General features: G+C 44.6%; 14 protein-coding genes and 1 tRNA gene. 12 read left to right on the top strand and 3 right to left on the bottom strand.

Annotation, left to right across the window (positions count from 1 at the left end):
• Positions 1 to 94 precede the first annotated feature (94 nt).
• Positions 95 to 1090, top strand: coding sequence for a protein kinase (locus tag IOD06_RS03125; RefSeq protein ID WP_194619059.1), 996 nt, complete (start codon positions 95 to 97; stop codon positions 1088 to 1090).
• 83 nt (positions 1091 to 1173) lie between these two features.
• Here IOD06_RS03125 and IOD06_RS03120 read toward each other — a convergent pair.
• The 3 genes from IOD06_RS03120 to IOD06_RS03110 form a co-directional block, all read right to left on the bottom strand.
• Positions 1174 to 1258: transfer RNA gene (locus tag IOD06_RS03120), tRNA-Leu, on the bottom strand.
• A 219-nt stretch (positions 1259 to 1477) separates the two neighbouring features.
• On the bottom strand, positions 1478 to 3271 hold the full coding sequence (locus tag IOD06_RS03115; RefSeq protein ID WP_194619636.1) for a sigma 54-interacting transcriptional regulator: 1794 nt from the start codon (positions 3269 to 3271) through the stop codon (positions 1478 to 1480).
• Between the two features lie 183 nt (positions 3272 to 3454).
• Positions 3455 to 4864, bottom strand: coding sequence for a nitrogen regulation protein NR(II) (locus IOD06_RS03110; RefSeq protein ID WP_194619057.1), 1410 nt, complete (start codon positions 4862 to 4864; stop codon positions 3455 to 3457).
• Positions 4865 to 4999: 135 nt separating this feature from the next.
• Here IOD06_RS03110 and rimO point away from each other — a divergent pair, with 135 nt between their 5' ends.
• The 11 genes from rimO (at position 5000) to lpxA (ending at position 18948) form a co-directional block, all read left to right on the top strand.
• Entirely contained in the window at positions 5000 to 6580 is a 1581-nt protein-coding gene (rimO, locus tag IOD06_RS03105) for a 30S ribosomal protein S12 methylthiotransferase RimO (RefSeq protein ID WP_194619055.1), read from the top strand.
• Between the two features lie 232 nt (positions 6581 to 6812).
• The gene (gene pyrH / locus IOD06_RS03100; RefSeq protein ID WP_010200240.1) at positions 6813 to 7538 is read left to right on the top strand and encodes a UMP kinase; all 726 of its coding nucleotides are present in this window, start codon (positions 6813 to 6815) and stop codon (positions 7536 to 7538) included.
• 130 nt (positions 7539 to 7668) lie between these two features.
• Complete coding sequence (gene frr / locus IOD06_RS03095) at positions 7669 to 8223, top strand: ribosome recycling factor (protein WP_010200239.1); 555 nt, start codon at positions 7669 to 7671, stop codon at positions 8221 to 8223.
• Positions 8224 to 8576: 353 nt separating this feature from the next.
• On the top strand, positions 8577 to 9332 hold the full coding sequence (gene uppS / locus IOD06_RS03090; protein ID WP_194619053.1) for a polyprenyl diphosphate synthase: 756 nt from the start codon (positions 8577 to 8579) through the stop codon (positions 9330 to 9332).
• A 286-nt stretch (positions 9333 to 9618) separates the two neighbouring features.
• On the top strand, positions 9619 to 10428 hold the full coding sequence (locus IOD06_RS03085; protein ID WP_010200237.1) for a phosphatidate cytidylyltransferase: 810 nt from the start codon (positions 9619 to 9621) through the stop codon (positions 10426 to 10428).
• A gap of 454 nt (positions 10429 to 10882) precedes the next feature.
• The gene (ispC, locus tag IOD06_RS03080) at positions 10883 to 12091 is read left to right on the top strand and encodes a 1-deoxy-D-xylulose-5-phosphate reductoisomerase (protein ID WP_194619051.1); all 1209 of its coding nucleotides are present in this window, start codon (positions 10883 to 10885) and stop codon (positions 12089 to 12091) included.
• Positions 12092 to 12163: 72 nt separating this feature from the next.
• Positions 12164 to 13540 carry an RIP metalloprotease RseP gene (gene rseP / locus IOD06_RS03075; protein ID WP_194619049.1) on the top strand — a complete coding sequence of 459 codons (1377 nt, stop codon included), beginning with the start codon at positions 12164 to 12166 and terminating at the stop codon, positions 13538 to 13540.
• Between the two features lie 263 nt (positions 13541 to 13803).
• Positions 13804 to 16236, top strand: a complete 2433-nt coding sequence (bamA, locus tag IOD06_RS03070) for an outer membrane protein assembly factor BamA (RefSeq protein WP_194619047.1) — start codon at positions 13804 to 13806, stop codon at positions 16234 to 16236.
• Positions 16237 to 16377: 141 nt separating this feature from the next.
• On the top strand, positions 16378 to 17394 hold the full coding sequence (lpxD, locus tag IOD06_RS03065) for a UDP-3-O-(3-hydroxymyristoyl)glucosamine N-acyltransferase (protein ID WP_194619045.1): 1017 nt from the start codon (positions 16378 to 16380) through the stop codon (positions 17392 to 17394).
• Positions 17395 to 17477: 83 nt separating this feature from the next.
• Entirely contained in the window at positions 17478 to 17987 is a 510-nt protein-coding gene (fabZ, locus tag IOD06_RS03060; protein ID WP_194619043.1) for a 3-hydroxyacyl-ACP dehydratase FabZ, read from the top strand.
• A 181-nt stretch (positions 17988 to 18168) separates the two neighbouring features.
• Entirely contained in the window at positions 18169 to 18948 is a 780-nt protein-coding gene (gene lpxA, locus IOD06_RS03055) for an acyl-ACP--UDP-N-acetylglucosamine O-acyltransferase (protein WP_189580617.1), read from the top strand.
• Positions 18949 to 19030: the final 82 nt, after the last annotated feature.

Raw genomic sequence — 19030 nt, 5'->3', positions numbered from 1 at the left:
CGTAGTACTGGTAAAAATTATTCGCGCTACTATTATTTTTGGAAATGATACGAACAGGCAGGCAGTAATCTCACCCTATTATGAGAAAAACACCATGGAAAATAGTGCCAGTAATCTTTCTATTAAGCAAGCGTTACAGGCGCAATCTCAGCAGCTATTACCCATTATTACGCAATCACTGACCACACTGCATTTTAGCGAAGTCGTTCACCAGCGTATTACTCAGCAAAATCATGAGCATACGCAAAATATTGAAAATACTTATTATCAAGGCTTAACCCGCGCCCAGCATCCGCAATTTGGTAGCGTAATGATTAAATGGCAGTTGAGTGATGCCGCTTATCCTATCGCTTTCGATTTAACTCATGAAGCAGACGTTTTAGCTGCTGTAAATACTTCATTGAAAATCAAAGATAATGCTATCGCAATCGCACCGCCGCTATTGGCGCATCATTGCGTAAGCGTTCAAGTACTGGAGCAGTTACAACAGCTGGTAATATTAGTCATGCCTTATTACTCTAATGGTAGCTTGGCAGGACAGTTGAGTGATCGAAATCAGTATTCATTGACGGTGCAACAAAAGCATCATTTCTTAGTGCAATCCGCATACTTGATAGCCAATTTGCATCAGGCTAGCTGGCTACATAATGATATTAAGCCCAGCAATATTTTGCTAGATGGTTTGTTGCCAAATAGTGCGGATAATAGCAGTGTAATGCCTGATTTACTGTTGACCGATTTTGCCTTAGCGCAGCGCTGCAACGCAATAAGTGTGGAAAATCCTGCTGGTACACCTTCCTATCTCGCACCTGAGCGCTGGCAAGGTCAGGGTGCAACGGTGAAAAGTGATGTCTATGCATTTGGCATAATGATGGTTGAGATATTAATGGGCGTGCGACCGTTTCAGGTAAGTGCTAACAGCAATGATAAATTAAAAGCGTGGGCGATTCAGCATTGCCAACAGCCTATTCCAAAGCTGTCATCAGAATATAGTCGTTACCAATGTATGGTCGATAAGGCATTGGCGAAGCGGGTAGAGAGACGGTATCGGAGTATGGAAGAGGTGTTGGAGGGTTTAGAGCGTTTGTGATAATAGATAGCCAAATTCCAGACACAAAAAAACCTGCTAAAAAGCAGGTTTTGATATTTGGTCTAAGATGTACTATCCGAAAATGGTGGGGCTGGAGAGACTCGAACTCTCACACCTTGCGGCGCCAGAACCTAAATCTGGTGCGTCTACCAATTCCGCCACAGCCCCATTTTCGTTACTCTATCATTATTAGCGTTTAAACTCAAACACAACATAGATAGTTAACTGATTCGGTAGTGCGTCTCAGTGGTTGGCTATTATATAGAGTTTGAATGGTTTGACAAGCCCTTTTTGCAATTATTTTTAATTATTTAACGATTATTTTTGCTCATCGTGATAAATAACTGATTTTACTGGAATTATTAATTCAATTATTTTGTGCTTTTATCACTCTTTGGTCTGCGTTTCTGCTGCTGACATATCTAACTGCTGTAATTTACGGGTGAGCGTATTACGTCCCCAGCCGAGTAAGTTGGCAGCCGCTATCTTTTTGCCACCGCTATGATTGAGTGCCGCTGTAAGTAACACTCGTTCGAACTCAGGCGTTGCCGTTTGTAAGATGTCAGTTTCGCCTGTTTGTAGCGCTTGTTTGGCCCACTCTGCCAGTGCCTGCTGCCAACTTGGATTTTTAGCGATATTTTGAGTTTGATTATTTTGACTATTTAGATTACTGCTATTTAGATTGTTGCTGTTTAAATTATTGCTATCTATATTGGGGCTATGTGAGCTATCACCGTTGTGCTGCTGGTTGTACTGATCAAATTCAGACGAGGATGACGTTTGTTGTGGCTGCAACTCTGTGTTTGCTGGCATCGCTTCAAGCAGCTCTGGCGGCAAGTCATCAACCATGACTATATCTCCGGTTGCCATGACCGTTAGCCATAGACAGACGTTCTCAAGTTGACGCACATTACCGCGCCAGTCAAAGGCTTGCATAATCTGTAGCGCCGCAGGCTGTAGCTGTTTTAAGGCGGTGTTCATTTGCTTAGCAGCTCGTTGCATAAAATAACTGGTTAAAGCAGGAATATCTTCGCGGCGCGTCCGTAGTGGTGGCAGCGGTAGGCGAATGACATTGAGACGATAAAATAAATCCTCACGGAACCGACCTAGTTTGACCAGTTCTTCCAAGTTTTGATGGGTGGCAGCAATGATGCGCACGTCCACTTTGACCGGTTGCTGTCCGCCCACACGGAAGAATTCACCGTTTGCCAATACCCGTAGCAGCCGCGTTTGGGTGCTAAATGGCATGTCACCGATTTCATCCAAAAATAACGTACCGCCATCAGCTTGCTCAAAACGACCTTGCCGTGTCGTCGTTGCGCCAGTGAATGCACCTTTTTCGTGACCGAATAACTCCGATTCAATCAAATCGTGCGGAATCGCGGCCATATTGAGGGCAATGAATGATTGCTGGTGACGCGGTGAATGCTGATGTAGGGCACTGGCGACCAGCTCTTTCCCTGTGCCTGATTCACCGGTAATCAAAACGGTAATGGGTGAGTGCGCCAATCGCCCAATCGCACGAAACACTGTTTGCATCGCTTGTGACTGACCAATGATGCCGCTGGGGTTGTCATTGGCTTGTGAATCATTTTTGATCTCAGCTTTGTTTTTAGTCGTCTTATGGGCTTTGGTGGCTGTCTTAGTGTTATGAGTGGCTGTATTTTTACTAGTGGACTTCGTATCTGTCTCAGGCGATTTATTTGCAGTTGTTTTGGCATCCGACTCATTTGGTTGATCTATTTTCGCCATGTCTGGTTGAAAATTAATCGCTTTATAAATCGTAGCGACTGCATCATCTAAGTCAAACGGCTTCGGCAGATATTCAAATGCTCCTGTCTGATAGCTATTGATGGCAGAGGTCAAGTCTGAATGCGCTGTCATGATGACAATCGGCAACGCAGGGAAGTGCTTATGCACCCAGTCGCTAAAAGACAAGCCGTCCATCATAGGCATCCGAATATCGGTCAATATCACATCCGGTAGCTGCGTGGCTGACTCGCGCTGCTGCAAGATATCATTGAGGCGTGTCCATGCTGCTTGTGCTTGGGTAAAGCTGATGACCGTCAACCCAGCATCTTCAAAAGTATCCGCCAACACCAAGCGCAGCGCTGCATCGTCATCGATGAGCCATAAGGTCGCAGGGTTGTCAGCAGGCGCATTATTGACCGTTACTTTCATAGCTTGATTGTTAAGTGTTTGATTGTTAAGTGCTTGGCTATCAGATATTTGATTGCCAGATGTTTTATCATTCGAGCCTTGATTGTCGCTGTTAGATTTAAGGTTGTCGTTATATGCAGTCATGTATCAGGCCTAGTGAGCAAGTGATTCAGGGTTGTTGTTTGATAGGTTCAGCCATGATTTTTACGCATCGGTTGCGGGCTGTTTAAAGGGTAAGTACAGCGTAAAACGAGTCTGACTGTTATTGTAATTATAACTGGGATTAGAATTTGGGTTAGCACTTTGTGCTTGATTTGAGCTGACGTCAATCATACCATGATGACAGCTGATAATATCTTGCACAATCGATAAGCCAAGACCAGTACCAGCGGCACGACTGGTCACCATCGGGAAAAATATCTGCCCAATCAGCGCTGCATCTATCCCTGAGCCGTTATCCGTAATGCTAACTTGCAAAGCTTGTTTGTGCTGTTGGCTGCCAATCGTATGTTGGAAGGCAACGCGCGTTTGAATATGCAGTTTTGGTTGATAGTTTTCCTCAACCTCAAGATTACTATGCAAAATATCTGAAGGTAATTGATCAGCTTTGGCTGGCGCGTTTTGTTGAAGTGTCTGCTCAAACTCAGTCATTGATTCACAGGCATTGTTAATTAGGTTTAAAAACACTTGAATCAATTGATCTTTATCAGCGCATAACTCAGGTAACGACAAATCATAATCACGTTGCAGTATAACTTGGGGGTACTGATTGAGCACTAAGGTTAAAACATGCTCAAGTGGCTCATGAATGTTAAGCATTTGCCAGTTTGGTAGCTGATTGGAGCCAAGAAACTGTCCGATAAGATGGGTTAAGCGATCGGTCTCTGAGATAATGATATCAGTATAGCTGCGGAGCTTCTGCGCTGTTTTTTGCAACTGTTTATCGCTATTCGGAGCAGAATTTATATCGCTAATAGCAGGAGACGGAGGGTTATGTAACGCAGTCGCCTCGCTGAATTTGATAAATTGTCGCTGTAATAATTGTGCCGCGCCGCGAATACCTGCCAATGGGTTTTTGATTTCATGGGCAACCGAACGCAGCATATGACGGGCAACATTATATTGCTGCTGCTGACGCTGCTCCTCTGAGATACGGCTTTGGCGGTCTTTACCCCACATCTCAATGATAAAGTAAGGTTGCTGCTCATAGATGACAGGCGTCACGCTATAGTCGACTGAGAGCGGTAAGTTGCCATTGAGTGGGGTTTTGATGATGTGATCATGATCGATAAAGGGTTGTTGATATTGCTTTGCTTGATGAAATCGCTCGGTCAAGGCGCAGTGATTATCTAGCTTGTCATGTTCGTTGTTATTGTTGTCGTTATCCAGAGTCAGAGCAGCGCGCTCATCGAGCTTTAATTCATCGGTTGCGAGCAGGGTCAATATTGACTGATTGAGCAAGCGCTCACTGCTGATGGCTAGTAGTTGTTCAGCTTGGGCATTTAGCCACGTAATGACTAGCTCGTCATTGACCCACAAGATAGCGGTGAATAAATGCTGTGATATAAAGGCTAAGTCAGGAGTCGGTTTGGCGGTTGTAAAATCAGCTGTCATTGTCAGTGCCTAATAAAGAATAATACTGAACGTAATATTTAACCATAAATCAATACACTAGCGCGGCAAAACTGGTGATTATCACAAAAAAAACGTACAATGCGCTCAGCCAATTTATCTCTAGCAAGGTCAGCCATGCCCAAAACTTCTATCGAGTCTATTAATACGACAATCGTAACATCCTCGTCAGCGTCTATTGCCCCAAAAGACACTGCCACCCTCTTTAATCCTGCCAAGCCGACAGCAACGCCTGCGCAAAGCTCGACGGATAGTAGTGAACCTTACCATCATAAAGCCAATCACAATCAAAACCGTAGCATTGAGCAAAGTAGTGAGGTTACGACAGCCAATGCGACTGCCACGATGCCTGTTAGTGCCGCGCCAAAGATTGGTTTTGTATCACTAGGTTGCCCAAAGGCACTAGTGGATAGTGAGCGTATTATTACAGAATTGAGCCGTGATGGGTATCAAGTTGCCAGTGATTACGAAGGTGCCGATCTCGTCGTGGTCAATACCTGCGGTTTTATCGAATCTGCGGTGCAAGAATCATTGGACGCCATTGGTGAAGCCATTAGCAAAAACGGTAAAGTGATCGTCACTGGTTGCTTGGGTAAAGAGGCGGACAAAATCCGCGCCATGCACCCAGCCGTGCTAGCCGTGACCGGTGCGCATGCGTATGACGAAGTGATTACGGCAGTGGCGCAGCATGTACCCAAGCCGAACCGCAGTTTGGACGCAAACTATGACCCAAAGATAAATTTAATCAATGAAGCGGGTATCAAATTAACCCCAAGCCATTATGCTTATCTAAAAATATCGGAAGGCTGTAACCATCGTTGTACTTTCTGCATTATTCCAAGCTTGCGCGGAGATTTGGTCTCGCGCCCGATTGATAATGTCATGAACGAAGCCATGGCGCTAAAAAACGCTGGCGTGAAAGAGCTGCTAATTATTTCGCAAGATACCTCTGCTTATGGACTGGATTTGAAGTATAGAACCAGTTTTTGGAATGGCATGCCGCTCAAGTCGAAGTTTTATGACTTATGCCAAGCATTGAACGATTTGGGTATTTGGGTACGTCTGCATTATGTCTATCCGTATCCGCATGTAGACAAAGTCGTTGAGTTGATGGGCGAGAAGAAATTATTGCCTTATCTTGATATTCCGTTCCAGCATGCCAGCCATCGCATCCTAAAGGCAATGAAGCGTCCAGCGCATAGCGAAAACACCTTGGCGCGTATCAAAGCGTGGCGTGAGATTTGTCCAGACATCGTCATTCGTTCGACCTTTGTGGTTGGTTTCCCCGGTGAAACAGAAGAAGATTTCCAATGCTTGCTTGATTGGTTGGTCGAAGCTCGCCTTGATCGCGTGGGTGCCTTTACTTATTCAGAAGTCGAAGGCGCAGTGGCTAATGATTTGCCAGATCACGTCCCTGAAGCCGTCAAGCAAGAACGCTATGAGCGTTTCATGGCGCTACAGCAAGACATCTCAGCACAGAAGCTGCAAGAAAAAATCGGTAAAACCTTGACGGTATTGGTCGATGAGATTGATAGTGAAGAAGGGATTGCGATTTGCCGCAGCTATGCTGACGCCCCTGAGATTGACGGTCATGTCTATGTTGATGATATCAATGCGCAAGTCAAAGTCGGGCAATTCCTCACGGTCACGATTGATGATGCTAGCGAATACGATTTGTTTGCCAGTTACCAAGGTTAGATGACTGTTATTTAAATGACCGCTATAAAGGTTAAATGACTACGATAATATGTGAGTGAAAATTGCCCAATGGTAGGCAGTTTTTGCTACAATTAGCGCAATTTAGCCTTTTTATACGCCTGCCATCAAGTATGGCGGTATAAGCGAGTTTAAAGGTTAACTGTATTTGTGTTTTACCGATGATTTTAATTATAATTAACGAAACTATAGTTTAACGAAATAAGGTGACCTCATGTCTGACAAAAACCCGCGTTACTCTCGTATCTTGCTGAAACTCTCTGGTGAAGCCTTAGCCGGTAGCAAAGATATGGGTATTGATACCGAAGTGCTCGATAAGATGAGCTTGTCTATCGCGCACTTGCGAGGGCTTGGGGTACAAGTCGGTATCGTGGTCGGCGGTGGTAACTTATATCGCGGTGCCCAGTTACAAAAAGAAGGCTTGGTTGGTCGCGTCACCGGTGATCAGATGGGTATGCTAGCGACGGTCATGAACGGTCTGGCGATGCGTGATGCCCTTGAGCGTCGCAATATCAAAACGCGTTTGATGTCAGCTTTGCCTATTGGCGAAGTGACCGAAAGCTATAGCAGTCGCAACGCCATTCGCTACCTAAAAAATGGCGAAGTGTGTATCTTTGTCGCAGGTACGGGCAATCCTTTCTTTACCACTGATACGGCTGCTTGTCTACGTGGTATTGAAATCGAAGCGGGCTTGATTCTAAAAGCCACCAAAGTAGATGGGGTTTATGACAAAGACCCAAGCTTACATGACGACGCAGTGAAATATGACGGTCTGACTTTTGATGAAGTATTAGAACAAAAGCTTGGCGTTATGGATTTGACCGCGATTGCTTTATGCCGTGAGCACAACGTGCCGCTACAAGTGTTCGATATGACCAAACCTAATGCTTTGTTGAATGTCATTATGGGCGAAAATGAAGGCACACGAGTTTTTCATTAATTCATATTGATACAGCGGTCATTAGCACTATCATAGCAATGGCAATAAATAGCTCACTGGTTTAACAGTTAATACCTTAATAATTAACAACAATGAATGATTTGTCGATAGCGATAAATAAGGATACATGATGATCAAAGAGATTAAGCAAGACGGCGAAGCACGTATGCAAAAGACATTGGAAGCGCTTGAGAGCACTTTTAGTAAAGTTCGTACGGGTCGTGCGCATCCAGGTATGTTGTCAGGTGTGATGGTCAGCTACTACGGTTCTGATACAGCACTTAATCAGGTAGCCAGTGTGAACGTTGAAGACTCACGTACGTTACTTGTTCAACCGTTTGACCGTACCATGGTACAAGCGATTGATAAAGCCATTCGTGAAGCAGATCTGGGTTTGAACCCAATGACCGCTGATGTGATTCGTGTACCGATGCCAGCATTGACCGAAGAGACGCGCCGCGACATGCAAAAGCTTGCGCGTGGAGAAGCAGAGAACAGCCGAGTCTCTATCCGTAATATCCGCCGCGATATGATGAATGACATCAAAGAGCTGGCCAAAGAAAAAGAAATCTCAGAAGATGACGAGCGCCGCGCCAGTGATGATATTCAAAAAATCACTGACAAATATATCGAAACTATCGATAAAAGTCTGACCAAAAAAGAAAGCGATTTGATGGACGTTTAAGCACTGTCTTTGATTTGTTTTTTATCAATAAAAAATAAATCAAGCGCTTAAAAATTAAGTTTTTTAATGCAGACAATATCATAATAATAGACAGCTAATGGTCAATCACTATTGGCTGTCTATTGCTATATGGATTGTGATGACATAAGCACAGAGTTTTATAACGTTTCTTTAATAGCTCGCAAATAGGCCTTAACAGTTTACAAAAATGGTTTTCCAATCCTCATTAGCTCTAGACTGGTTTATGATAAATTTGTGAATCTTAAGCATGACGCTTTTTTAATGCGATAGAGCGCGTTATGATTGTTTTACCTCAATACATTATTTTACCTCAACAATAAGTCGTATCGCCCATGTCTATTCCCACCGTTTTGGCTCCTGTACTCATTCCTCGTCATATCGCCATTATCATGGATGGTAATAATCGCTATGGTACAGCCAATGCGCTCGGCAAAGGCCAAGGCCATGTGGCAGGTAAAGATGCGCTAGATCCTATCGTGGAGTATTGTGTCGACGCGGGTATCGAAGTATTAACAGTATTTGCTTTTTCCAGTGAAAACTGGCAACGTCCCCCTAGCGAGGTGGCGCTATTGATGCAGCTGCTAACATCGACCATTCATGAGCAGATGCCGCGTATGAATGAGTACCGCATTCGCTTGCGTTTCATCGGTGACCGTAGCCAGCTTAGTCATGATTTACAGACATTGATGGCAGATGCAGAAGCAGAAACGGCTCATTTTGAAGCCATGACATTGGTGATTGCCATTAGTTATGGGGGGCAGTGGGACATCGCCAACGCCGCAAAACAGCTGGCACAGCAAGTAGAATCCGGTGAGTTGCGCGCTGCAGAAATTGATAAAGAAATGCTTGGTAACTATGTGCAATTAGCCGATGCGCCTGCAGTTGATATGTTGGTGCGGACGGGCGGCGAGTACCGAATTTCTAACTTTTTATTGTGGCAATCAGCTTATGCTGAGCTGTTCTTTACCCAGACATTATGGCCGAACTTTACTGCCGATGAGTTGGCAGCGATGGTCACAGAGTTCGCACAGCGTCAACGCCGTTTTGGCAAAACCAGCGAGCAGATAGTGACAGAGCAGCAGCGCTAAAGCCACTGATTTAGTCAGGATCGAGTGGTTCATGATGACGTGATTCATTATCAAATCTGTAGCATATTCGCTGGCATTTATTGACGAAATACAGTCACTGTTTTAAAACGTACGTGTTCGAAAAATCTATCAAGCCATTAATATTACTTGCTTGTGCAGTCACAAACCGCTTTAATTGGTCTCAATCGCCACTAGTAGGCTATTGTAGATTAGCTATTATATAAGGCACTTTTATATAAGGCACTTTTTGACCAGACATTTTTCATTATTATAAGGTTCGACAAGTATGTGGCAACGAATTAAAACGGCAATTGTTCTCGTTATTATCGTTGGTATTGCAATGTTTGCGAGCCAAACCCCTATCTTGTTTGCCCCATTATTGGCCATTGGCGTGATTATCGCGGCGCATGAATGGACAAAGCTGATGCCAAAATGGCGCCAACCTGCGGTGTTTGTGGTATTGGTATTGGTACTGACTTTAGTTTCGCTGATGTTCAAAGTGACTTGGCTATTTTGGTGGGTGGCTTCACTCGCTATATGGTTGATGGCGCTATCTTGGGTCAGGGTATTCCCGACACACACCAATTGGTACGGAAAGAAACTAGCGTTGATGGGTGCAGTTATATTGACCGCATCGATTACGGCGATGTTTTATTTGTGGCAGCTGTCAGCATGGTGGCTACTCTACGTATTCTTACTGGTCTGGTGTGCGGACAGTGGTGCTTATTTTGTAGGTCGCAAGCTCGGTCGCCGCAAAATGGCGCCAAATGTCTCACCTAACAAGAGCATGGAAGGGTTGGCTGGCGGTCTTGTGACTGGTCTGCTAGTTGTGGTTGCTATTAGTGTCTTCAAACTACAATTAACTGGTGTACCATTAATCGCATTTGTGTCGCTATCAGCCATCACTATTCTTGCCTCTGTACTCGGTGATTTGTTTGAATCGATGCTCAAGCGCCGCGCTGATGTAAAAGACTCAGGAACGATTTTACCGGGGCATGGCGGGATACTTGACCGTATTGATTCGCTATTGTCTGCCACGCCAATATTTGCGCTTGGCTTTTGGGCGATACAGCAGCTGGGCCTCATCGTCGTTTAAGAGACTGATGCAAGCTCATTGATTTGCTGAGTCTGATTAGGCGACTGGTTTTTGCCAACATCTTAGTTTTATCTATTATAATAAAGCATCGATATAGGGTCTGTTGAACATTCAAATGTGGTACTGGCAGTGGCTATTTTTTAGACAATACGCAGTGAAATTTTTGACGCCTAGTCGTTCTAGGTTAGACAATTTCGCCATGTATTGGCAAAAAATAGCCCTGCCCTGAAAGGCTGATACTAAAATCACCCCAAACGTTGTTGTAAACCTAACTAAGGTCTCGACATTATCGTCGGTTTACGCCTAGTCTGGGGCGATTTCAGCGATCAGCAGTCCTAATATTTGAATGTTCAACAGACCTTAATCTAGCATCGATGCTTTGCTGTTATTCATACCTTATTAACTCTCCTGATTTTTTATTTAAATTTTAACAGTAACAATATTTTGGGCACCGATGGTTATGACGCAACGCATCGCCGTACTAGGCGCAACAGGCTCGATTGGCGATAGCACGCTAGCAATTTTGGTGGCACAACCGCTCAATTACCAAGTCTATGCGCTATCAGGCTACCACCGCTTAGACAAATTGTTTGCGCTTTGCCAGCAGTTTTTACCCAAGCGCGTCAGCGTACCGACAGCCGCAGTCGACGACTTTTCTGAGCGTCTTAGCGCGGCAGGTCTTGATATCGATGTGGTAGGCGGGGCAGCAGGGCTGGTCGATATTGCTACCGATACGCAAACTGATACCGTTGTCGCTGCTATTGTTGGCGCAGCTGGTCTGCCTTCTACTTTGGCAGCCGCACGGGCAGGTAAGCGTATTTTATTGGCCAATAAAGAAGCGTTGGTAATGGCTGGGCAGGTAATGATAAATGCCGTTAAAACAAACAATGCCACCTTGCTGCCGCTCGATTCTGAACATAATGCAATTTTTCAGTGTCTGCCACTCGCTATTCAACGAGATAACACCCAAATTCACCAGCCAAACCATGGTGTCCGTAAGCTATGGTTAACCGCATCTGGTGGGCCATTTTTGCAGCAGTCATTTGCTCAGATGCAGCAAGCGAGCGTCGCTGAAGCCGTTAAACACCCAAACTGGTCGATGGGGCAAAAGATATCGGTCGATTCTGCAACGATGATGAACAAGGGACTTGAGTTGATTGAGGCTTGTCATTTATTTGACTTGCCTGAAGATAAGATAAATGTGGTCATTCATCCACAAAGTATCATCCACTCAATGGTAGAATATAGCGATGGCAGCTTTTTAGCGCAGCTCGGCAGCCCAGATATGAAAACTCCGATTGCTCATGCGCTCAGTTACCCTGATCGTATCGAAAGCGGCTCGCAGCCTTTAGACTTGTTTGCGCTAAGTGCTCTAGAATTTATTCAGCCTGATTTGCAGAAGTTTGCGTGTTTGCGTCTTGCCCGTCAAGCCATGCAAGCAGGCACACAGGCAACGATTGTGCTTAACGCTGCTAATGAAATTGCCGTTGCTGCATTTTTGAACGGTCAGATTCGTTTGACGGATATTGCTGATATTAATGAGCAAGCCTTAAATGACATACAGGTACCACCATTAAACGACACGGCTGACATAGAAGATATATTAACAATTGATAAGATAGCGCGCCATCTTACTGACAAGCTTGTGGCAAAGTTGGCATAATCATGGCAAGAGTTTCTTGGTTTAAAAGTGATATTAATAGAACATGCTAAGAGAAAATACTGAGAAAAGATCATGACGTTTTTATTAACGCTCCTTGCGGCAATATTTGTCTTAGGTCCGCTTATTGCCTTACATGAATGGGGGCACTACATTGTAGCGCGACTCTGCGGTGTTAAAGTTTTGACCTATTCGATTGGTTTTGGTCCCAAACTCTTTGGCTGGACGAGCAAAAAGAGCGGCATTGATTATCGTATCTCAGCGCTGCCGCTGGGTGGTTATGTCAAGATGCTGGATGAGCGTGAAGGCGAGGTAGCCAAAGATGAGCTACATTTGGCCTTTAATCGTCAACATCCGCTAAAAAAGATTGCCATCGTTGCCGCTGGCCCTATCATGAACTTTATTATCGCGATTGCGTTGTTTTGGGTGTTATTTATGACACCATCAGAGCAGTTGGCGACGAAGATTGGGCAAGTATTACCTGATACACCAGCGGCTATAGCACAGCTGCCCGTTGGTGATAAAATCGTTGCGATTGATGGTCATGAGGTGCAAACGTGGGAAGGGATTAATTATCGTCTTGCTGGACGGATGGGCGAGACTGATAATGTCAGTATAACCTTGCAATCAGAGTCGCAGGCTTCCAATGCAACGAAGACTTATCAAGCACCCGTTAAAACATTTATGCAAGGCACATCGCAAGGTAAAGACGCGCTAACGAGCTTTGGCATGCTACCATGGCAGCCAGATATTGAACCTATCGTTGGTGATCTGAGTGCTGATGGTGCTGCCAGTCGGCAGGGGCTAAAAGTCGGCGATCGCATCACAGCTATCAATGATACAGAAATCAAAGATTGGATTAGTGCTACCCGTATTATCCGCGATAATCCTGAAACGCTGCTTAATTTTATGGTTTTGCGTGATGGAAAATCTGTTCAATTACAGATTATGCCGCAAGGTAAAAAAGACAATCTAGGTAATGACTTTGGGCAGATTGGTGCTATGGTGGCGCAGTCTGAGATTGTCATTCCCGATGCTTATAAAGCCACCGTCGTGTATGGTCCTGGTGAGTCATTGGTTAAGTCGTTTGAAAAGACAGAACAGTTGGCGGTGATGACGGTCAGCTCAATGGGAAAAATGCTCTCAGGTATGATTGGTCTGGACAATTTATCAGGGCCTATTACGATTGCTAAAGTCGCCAAACAAAGCTTTGATATCAGTTGGCAGATGGTATTGTCCACCGCTGCTTTGATTAGCCTGAGCCTCGCCGTACTCAATCTTTTACCGATTCCAGTGTTAGATGGTGGTCATATTGTGTATTATCTCATAGAGCTGATACGTGGTAAGCCTCTCTCGGAAGGGATACAAATGGCAGGGCTAAATATCGGCTTACTCTTGCTGGCAGGTTTCATGGTGTTAGCAATTGGTAATGATATCAGTCGACTGTTTTGATAGACTACAGAGCAGCCTAAAGGGTAAGCCGCGATACACTAATGGTTTTGCGCGTATCTTGCGCTGATTATTGGTAGACGTGCTGCGCTCTTTTGTATCGCTGTCTCTGTACTAATCGTAATTTTTAGTTTATTTTATGATGCGTTTTATATAAAGTGTCCTGAGTCTCCCGCGAGTGAGCGAATGATTTCACTCGGATTGGGCTAGACAACATGTGCTTTTTAACTTAACTTCAGCAAGTTTTTTATTGACGGATAGTGTTTATGCGTACGCCTTTATTTATGAGCGCGGCAGGGTTGCCGTTAGTTGTAGCGATGATGAGTATGCCTGTACAGGCGGCAGAATTTGTGGTCACTGACATCGGTTTCAATGGTTTACAACGCCTAACTCCTGATAGTCTCTATCCGGTTTTACCTATTTCGGTAGGCGACACGGCGAATGATAGTAGTCTGGCAGCCAGTATTAAGGCGCTATATGCGACTGATAACTTTGCCGACATCCAAAGCCGTGTCGAAGGCGGTCAGCTACGATTTGATGTCGTTGAGCGTCCAATTATTGCTGAGGTCAGTTTCGAAGGTAATAAGCTCATTCCAAAAGAAGGTCTAGAGCAAGGACTTGGCAACGCTGGTCTGTCAGTCGGTAGTGTACTTAAGCAATCGACATTGCAGGGCGTCGCCAATGAACTACAGCAGCAATATATTAGCCAAGGTTATTACAATAGTAATATCGAAGTTGATCAAACGCTACTGGATGGCAACCGTGTCAAGCTTGATGTGCGCTTCATCGAAGGTAAGCCTGCTAAAGTGGTTGATATCAATGTTATTGGTAACACACATTTTAGTGACGAAGAGATTAAAGACGTTTTCGCTGTCAAAGAGTCGTCATGGACACGTTTGCTGTCTAAGTCTGATCGCTACGCAAAAGAAAAGCTGGCTGCTAGTTTAGAGAATTTGAAAGCGCTGTATCAGAATGATGGTTATGTGCGTTTTAACGTGGATAATGCGGTACTCAATATCAGTGAAGACAAACGCAGCGTCTTTATTGAAGTCAGCTTGAGTGAAGGCGAGCAATATCAGTTTGGGGAAGTGAATTTCTTAGGTAAGCCGACATTTGAGACCAATGAGCTTAAAGAATTGGTTACTTTTGAGCAAAATGAAAAGTATTCACAAGCTAAGCTTGATGCCACGACTGCTTCTCTAAAGAGCCGTTATGGGAATGAAGGTTATTATTTAGCACAAATTCGACCAGTACCGCGTATTAACGACGAAACTAAAATGGTCGATGTCGATTATTATATCGATCCAGCACGTCCTATCTATGTACGCCGTATTAACTTTACGGGTAATACCAAAACTCAGGATGTGGTACTGCGTCGTGAAATGCGTCAATTGGAAGGGGCGCTCGCCTCTAGCGAAAAAATTCAGTTGTCACGTACGCGTCTGATGCGTACAGGTTTCTTTAAAGCAGTCAACGTCGATGTCAAGCCAGTACCCAATCAGCCAGACCAAATGGATGTGAATTTTACGGTTGAAGAGCAGCCTTCTGGTAGCTCAACGATTGCTGCCGGTTACTCGCAAAGTGGCGGTGTTACTTTCCAGTTAGATTTAACGCAAAATAACTTTATGGGTACGGGTAACCGCGTTAAAGCGGCGCTATCACGTTCAGAAACTCGTGATTCTTATAGCTTGGGTTATACCGATCCGTACTTCACCGAAAACGGTGTTTCTCAGGGTCTGAGTGCCTATTATCGCGAAACCAAATATGATGACAGAAACGTCAGTAACTATGTCACCGATTCTTATGGTGCTACGCTGAACTATAGCTATCCTGTCGATGAAACCAAGCGTGTTAGTGCTGGTCTAAATGTTGATAATACCTCAGTACGTGGTGGTCGCTTCCTTGGCGTATCAAACGTACAACAGATTATCGATGATGGCGGATCGTTTGAAAACTTTACTGGAGACTTCGAAGGTCGTACTGGCTTCAAAAACGACTATCAGACCTATAACTTGCTGTTTGGTTGGGATTACAGCACTTTAGATCGCCCAGTATTTCCGACCAAAGGTATGAGTCACACGGTTGACGCGACCATTGGTCTTGGTGATGCCAATTATCAAAAACTCGTTTATCAAGGCAATGTGTACTATCCACTTTATAAAGATTTAGTAGCACGTGGTTATACCAAGCTCGGTTACGGCAATGACTTACCTTTCTACGAAAACTTTTATGCTGGTGGTTACGGCTCGGTGCGTGGCTATGAAGCGTCAACGCTAGGTCCTAAATCACAAGGCTATTTTGACGCGATTAATAGTGACAGCCGCTTTAAAGACGAAGAGGTCGGTGGTAATGCCTTGGTCAGCTTTGGTAGTGAGCTGATCTTACCAATGCCATTTAAAGGTGATTGGGCAGATCAAGTGCGCCCAGTGCTATTTGCTGAAGGTGGTCAAGTATTTGATACCACGAGTAAAGAAGATCGTACGTTTATTGACCCTAATACGGGTGAGCCGACTAAGAATTCAGATGGCAGTGAAATAAAGCTGTTAACGCAAGATAATGACATGCGCTATAGTGCGGGTGCGGGTGTGACTTGGTATACGCCAATCGGTCCAATTTCACTGAGTTATGCCGTACCGTTCGGTGATAAAGAAGGTGATGAGACTGAGAAGGTACAGTTCCAGATTGGTAGCACGTTCTAAGTTGCCAGCGCTTATTAGTTTGGTTTGATGGCTTGTATTAAGTCAATATTATAAATCAATCAAAAATCTGATCTTCATAGGTCATCGAGTTGATGTTTCAACTTGATGACCCTTTTATTCATTCTAATGTTAATGCCAACTATGATAACGATTGATCAACTTATCACGCGGATTGAGCAGCGTCAGCCTATCATTAATAAGGCTGATCTTAGTGCTGAACAGTTACAGCTGACACTCAACAGTGTTGGTAGTTTAACCACTGCTAATGATGCACAATTAAGCTTTTTGGCAAATTCTCATTACGTCTCTAGCTTGACCAACAGTCAGGCAGCGGCAGTGTTTGTCACTGCTGAATACCGTGACCAAGTACCAGCAATGTCGATAGCGCTGGTAGTGGCAGCGCCTTACTTAGCTTATGCGAGTGCCAGTCAACTATTTGCTCGTCAAACGCCAGAGGTTGGTATCCATCCTAGTGCGGTCATTGCGGATAGTGCGATCATTGGTGAACAGGTCAGTATTGGTCCATTTTGTGTAATTGGTGACAATACGAGCATTGGTGCGCGCAGTCGTCTTGATGCCCATGTGGTCGTCGAACCCCACAGTACTATCGGTACTGATTGCCTTATCAAGTCGCAAGTCGTCATCGGCCATGACTGTATTATTGGCAATCATGTTAGGCTGCATGCTGGCGTCAGCGTAGGGTCTGAAGGCTTTGGTTTTGCCCCAACCAGAGACCCGAGTATTACGGGCTGGGAGCGCATCGCTCAGCTTGGTCGTGTGATCATCGGCGACCATGTACGTATTGGTAGCCAGACCTGTATTGATCGCGGTGCTATTGATGACACGGTAATTGGCAATCATGTTATTATTGACAATCTTGTACAAGTTGCCCATAACGTGCACATCGGTGATGGGACGGCTATTGCTGCCCACACGGCAATTGCGGGCAGCACGAGTATTGGCAAACGTTGTGTTATCGGTGGGGCAGTTGGTATCACTGGTCATATTGATATCACCGACGATGTGACGTTGTCGGGAATGACCATGGTGACCAAGTCAATTAAGGTCGCAGGGTCATATTCCTCTGGAACAGCTGCCATGCCGACTGCTAAGTGGCGCCGTGCCGCTGTACGCTTTCGTCAGCTCGGCAGTGAATAACGCCTATACAAGTTCGTCATCCATAAATTTTTTAACATAGCTTTTAACATACAGCTTTTTTAATATAGCAAGGAAGCGTCATTATGAGCAGTACCTATATCGATATCCCATCCGACGAAGACATCAAAAGCTTAGCGGAGCAAGGTCTGACGTTGCCGCTAACCTATCATACGCTCAAGCATTATTTGCCACATCGTTATCCTTTTATGTTGGTAGACAAAATTATCGCTTGTCAGCCTGGGGAATGCATTACTGGTATCAAAAATGTGACCATTAATGAAGAGTTTTTTAATGGCCATTTTCCTGATGAACCGATTATGCCAGGGGTATTAATGGTAGAGTCCATGGCGCAAGTTTCTGGCGTATTAGGCTTTATTAGTGCCGGATTGACTGCCGAAGATGGCTATCTATATCTGTTTGCAGGGGTGGATAAGGTGCGTTTTAAGCGCCGCGTCATTCCTGGTGATCAACTGATTATCCGTGCCAAAACGGTTATGCAAAAGCGCGGTATTTATAAATTCGATTGTACGGTACATGTTGAAAATGAGCTTGCTGCGAGTGCTCAAGTCATGATTGCCCGCCAAGAGCAATAGTTTATCTTCACCATCTTGGAATGAAGACTGGCTCAATCGTTCAAAGACTGACGCTTATATCGGCGATAGTACTAACCACTAATCATTATAATCTGAACGGGTATTGGCTTAATTTATAAAGTTAAATTGGTTGTATTTGTTTTACTATTTACTTGCATCAGATGATACAAAGGCCTAAATTATGAGTCAGATCCATCCAACAGCACTCATCTCACCGTCCGCTCAGATTGATGAGACTGCTATCATCGGTCCTTATTGTATTGTTGGCGATGAGGTGACGATTGGTGCCTATACGACGCTGCATCGGCATGTCGTCGTGGCAAGACTTACCCGTATTGGCAGCCACAATCAGTTTTATCAGTTCGCCAGCATCGGTGAAGATCCACAGGATTTGAAGTATGCAGGTGAGCGTACTTGGCTTGAGATTGGCGATCATAATACCGTTCGAGAAGCTTGTAGCTTACATCGTGGCACAGCCCAAGATGGTGGACTGACCAAAATTGGTAGCCACAACCTGATGATGGTTAATACGCACATTGCTCATGACTGCTTGATTGGTGATCATAACGTACTGGCTAATAATGTTGGCATCGCAGGCCATGTAACGATTGGCGATCATACGATTATCGGTGGTAACTCAGGTATTCATCAGTTCTGTACCGTGGATGATTATAGTTTGGTGGGCGGTGCCAGTTTAATCTTAAAAGATGTAGCAGCCTTTACTATGGTGTCTGGCAATCCGGCAAAAACTCATGGTCTCAATGTAGAAGGCATGCGCCGTAAAGACTGGTCTAAGCACACGATTGACATCTTACGTCAAGCGTATCGCACGATCTTTAGATCAGGCTTAACGACAGCTCAGTCGCTTGAAATTCTAAAGCAAGAGCTATTACCGAAAGAGCCAAAAATTCAGCTGCTTATTGATTCTTTGCAAAAAAGTCGTCGGGGTGTCGTTCGCTAACTAAGTGATAGATAGTGTACGGATAGAAAGTTAGAGCATTACCTTGTTGAAGGTTCGATGAACCAAAAGGTTGTTAAGTAGT

The organism is Psychrobacter sp. N25K4-3-2, from assembly GCF_015351755.1.
Taxonomy (GTDB): Bacteria; Pseudomonadota; Gammaproteobacteria; order Pseudomonadales; family Moraxellaceae; genus Psychrobacter; species Psychrobacter glaciei.
Note: the sequence above shows the minus strand (reverse complement) of the source record. Positions and strands in the feature narration are given on the sequence as shown.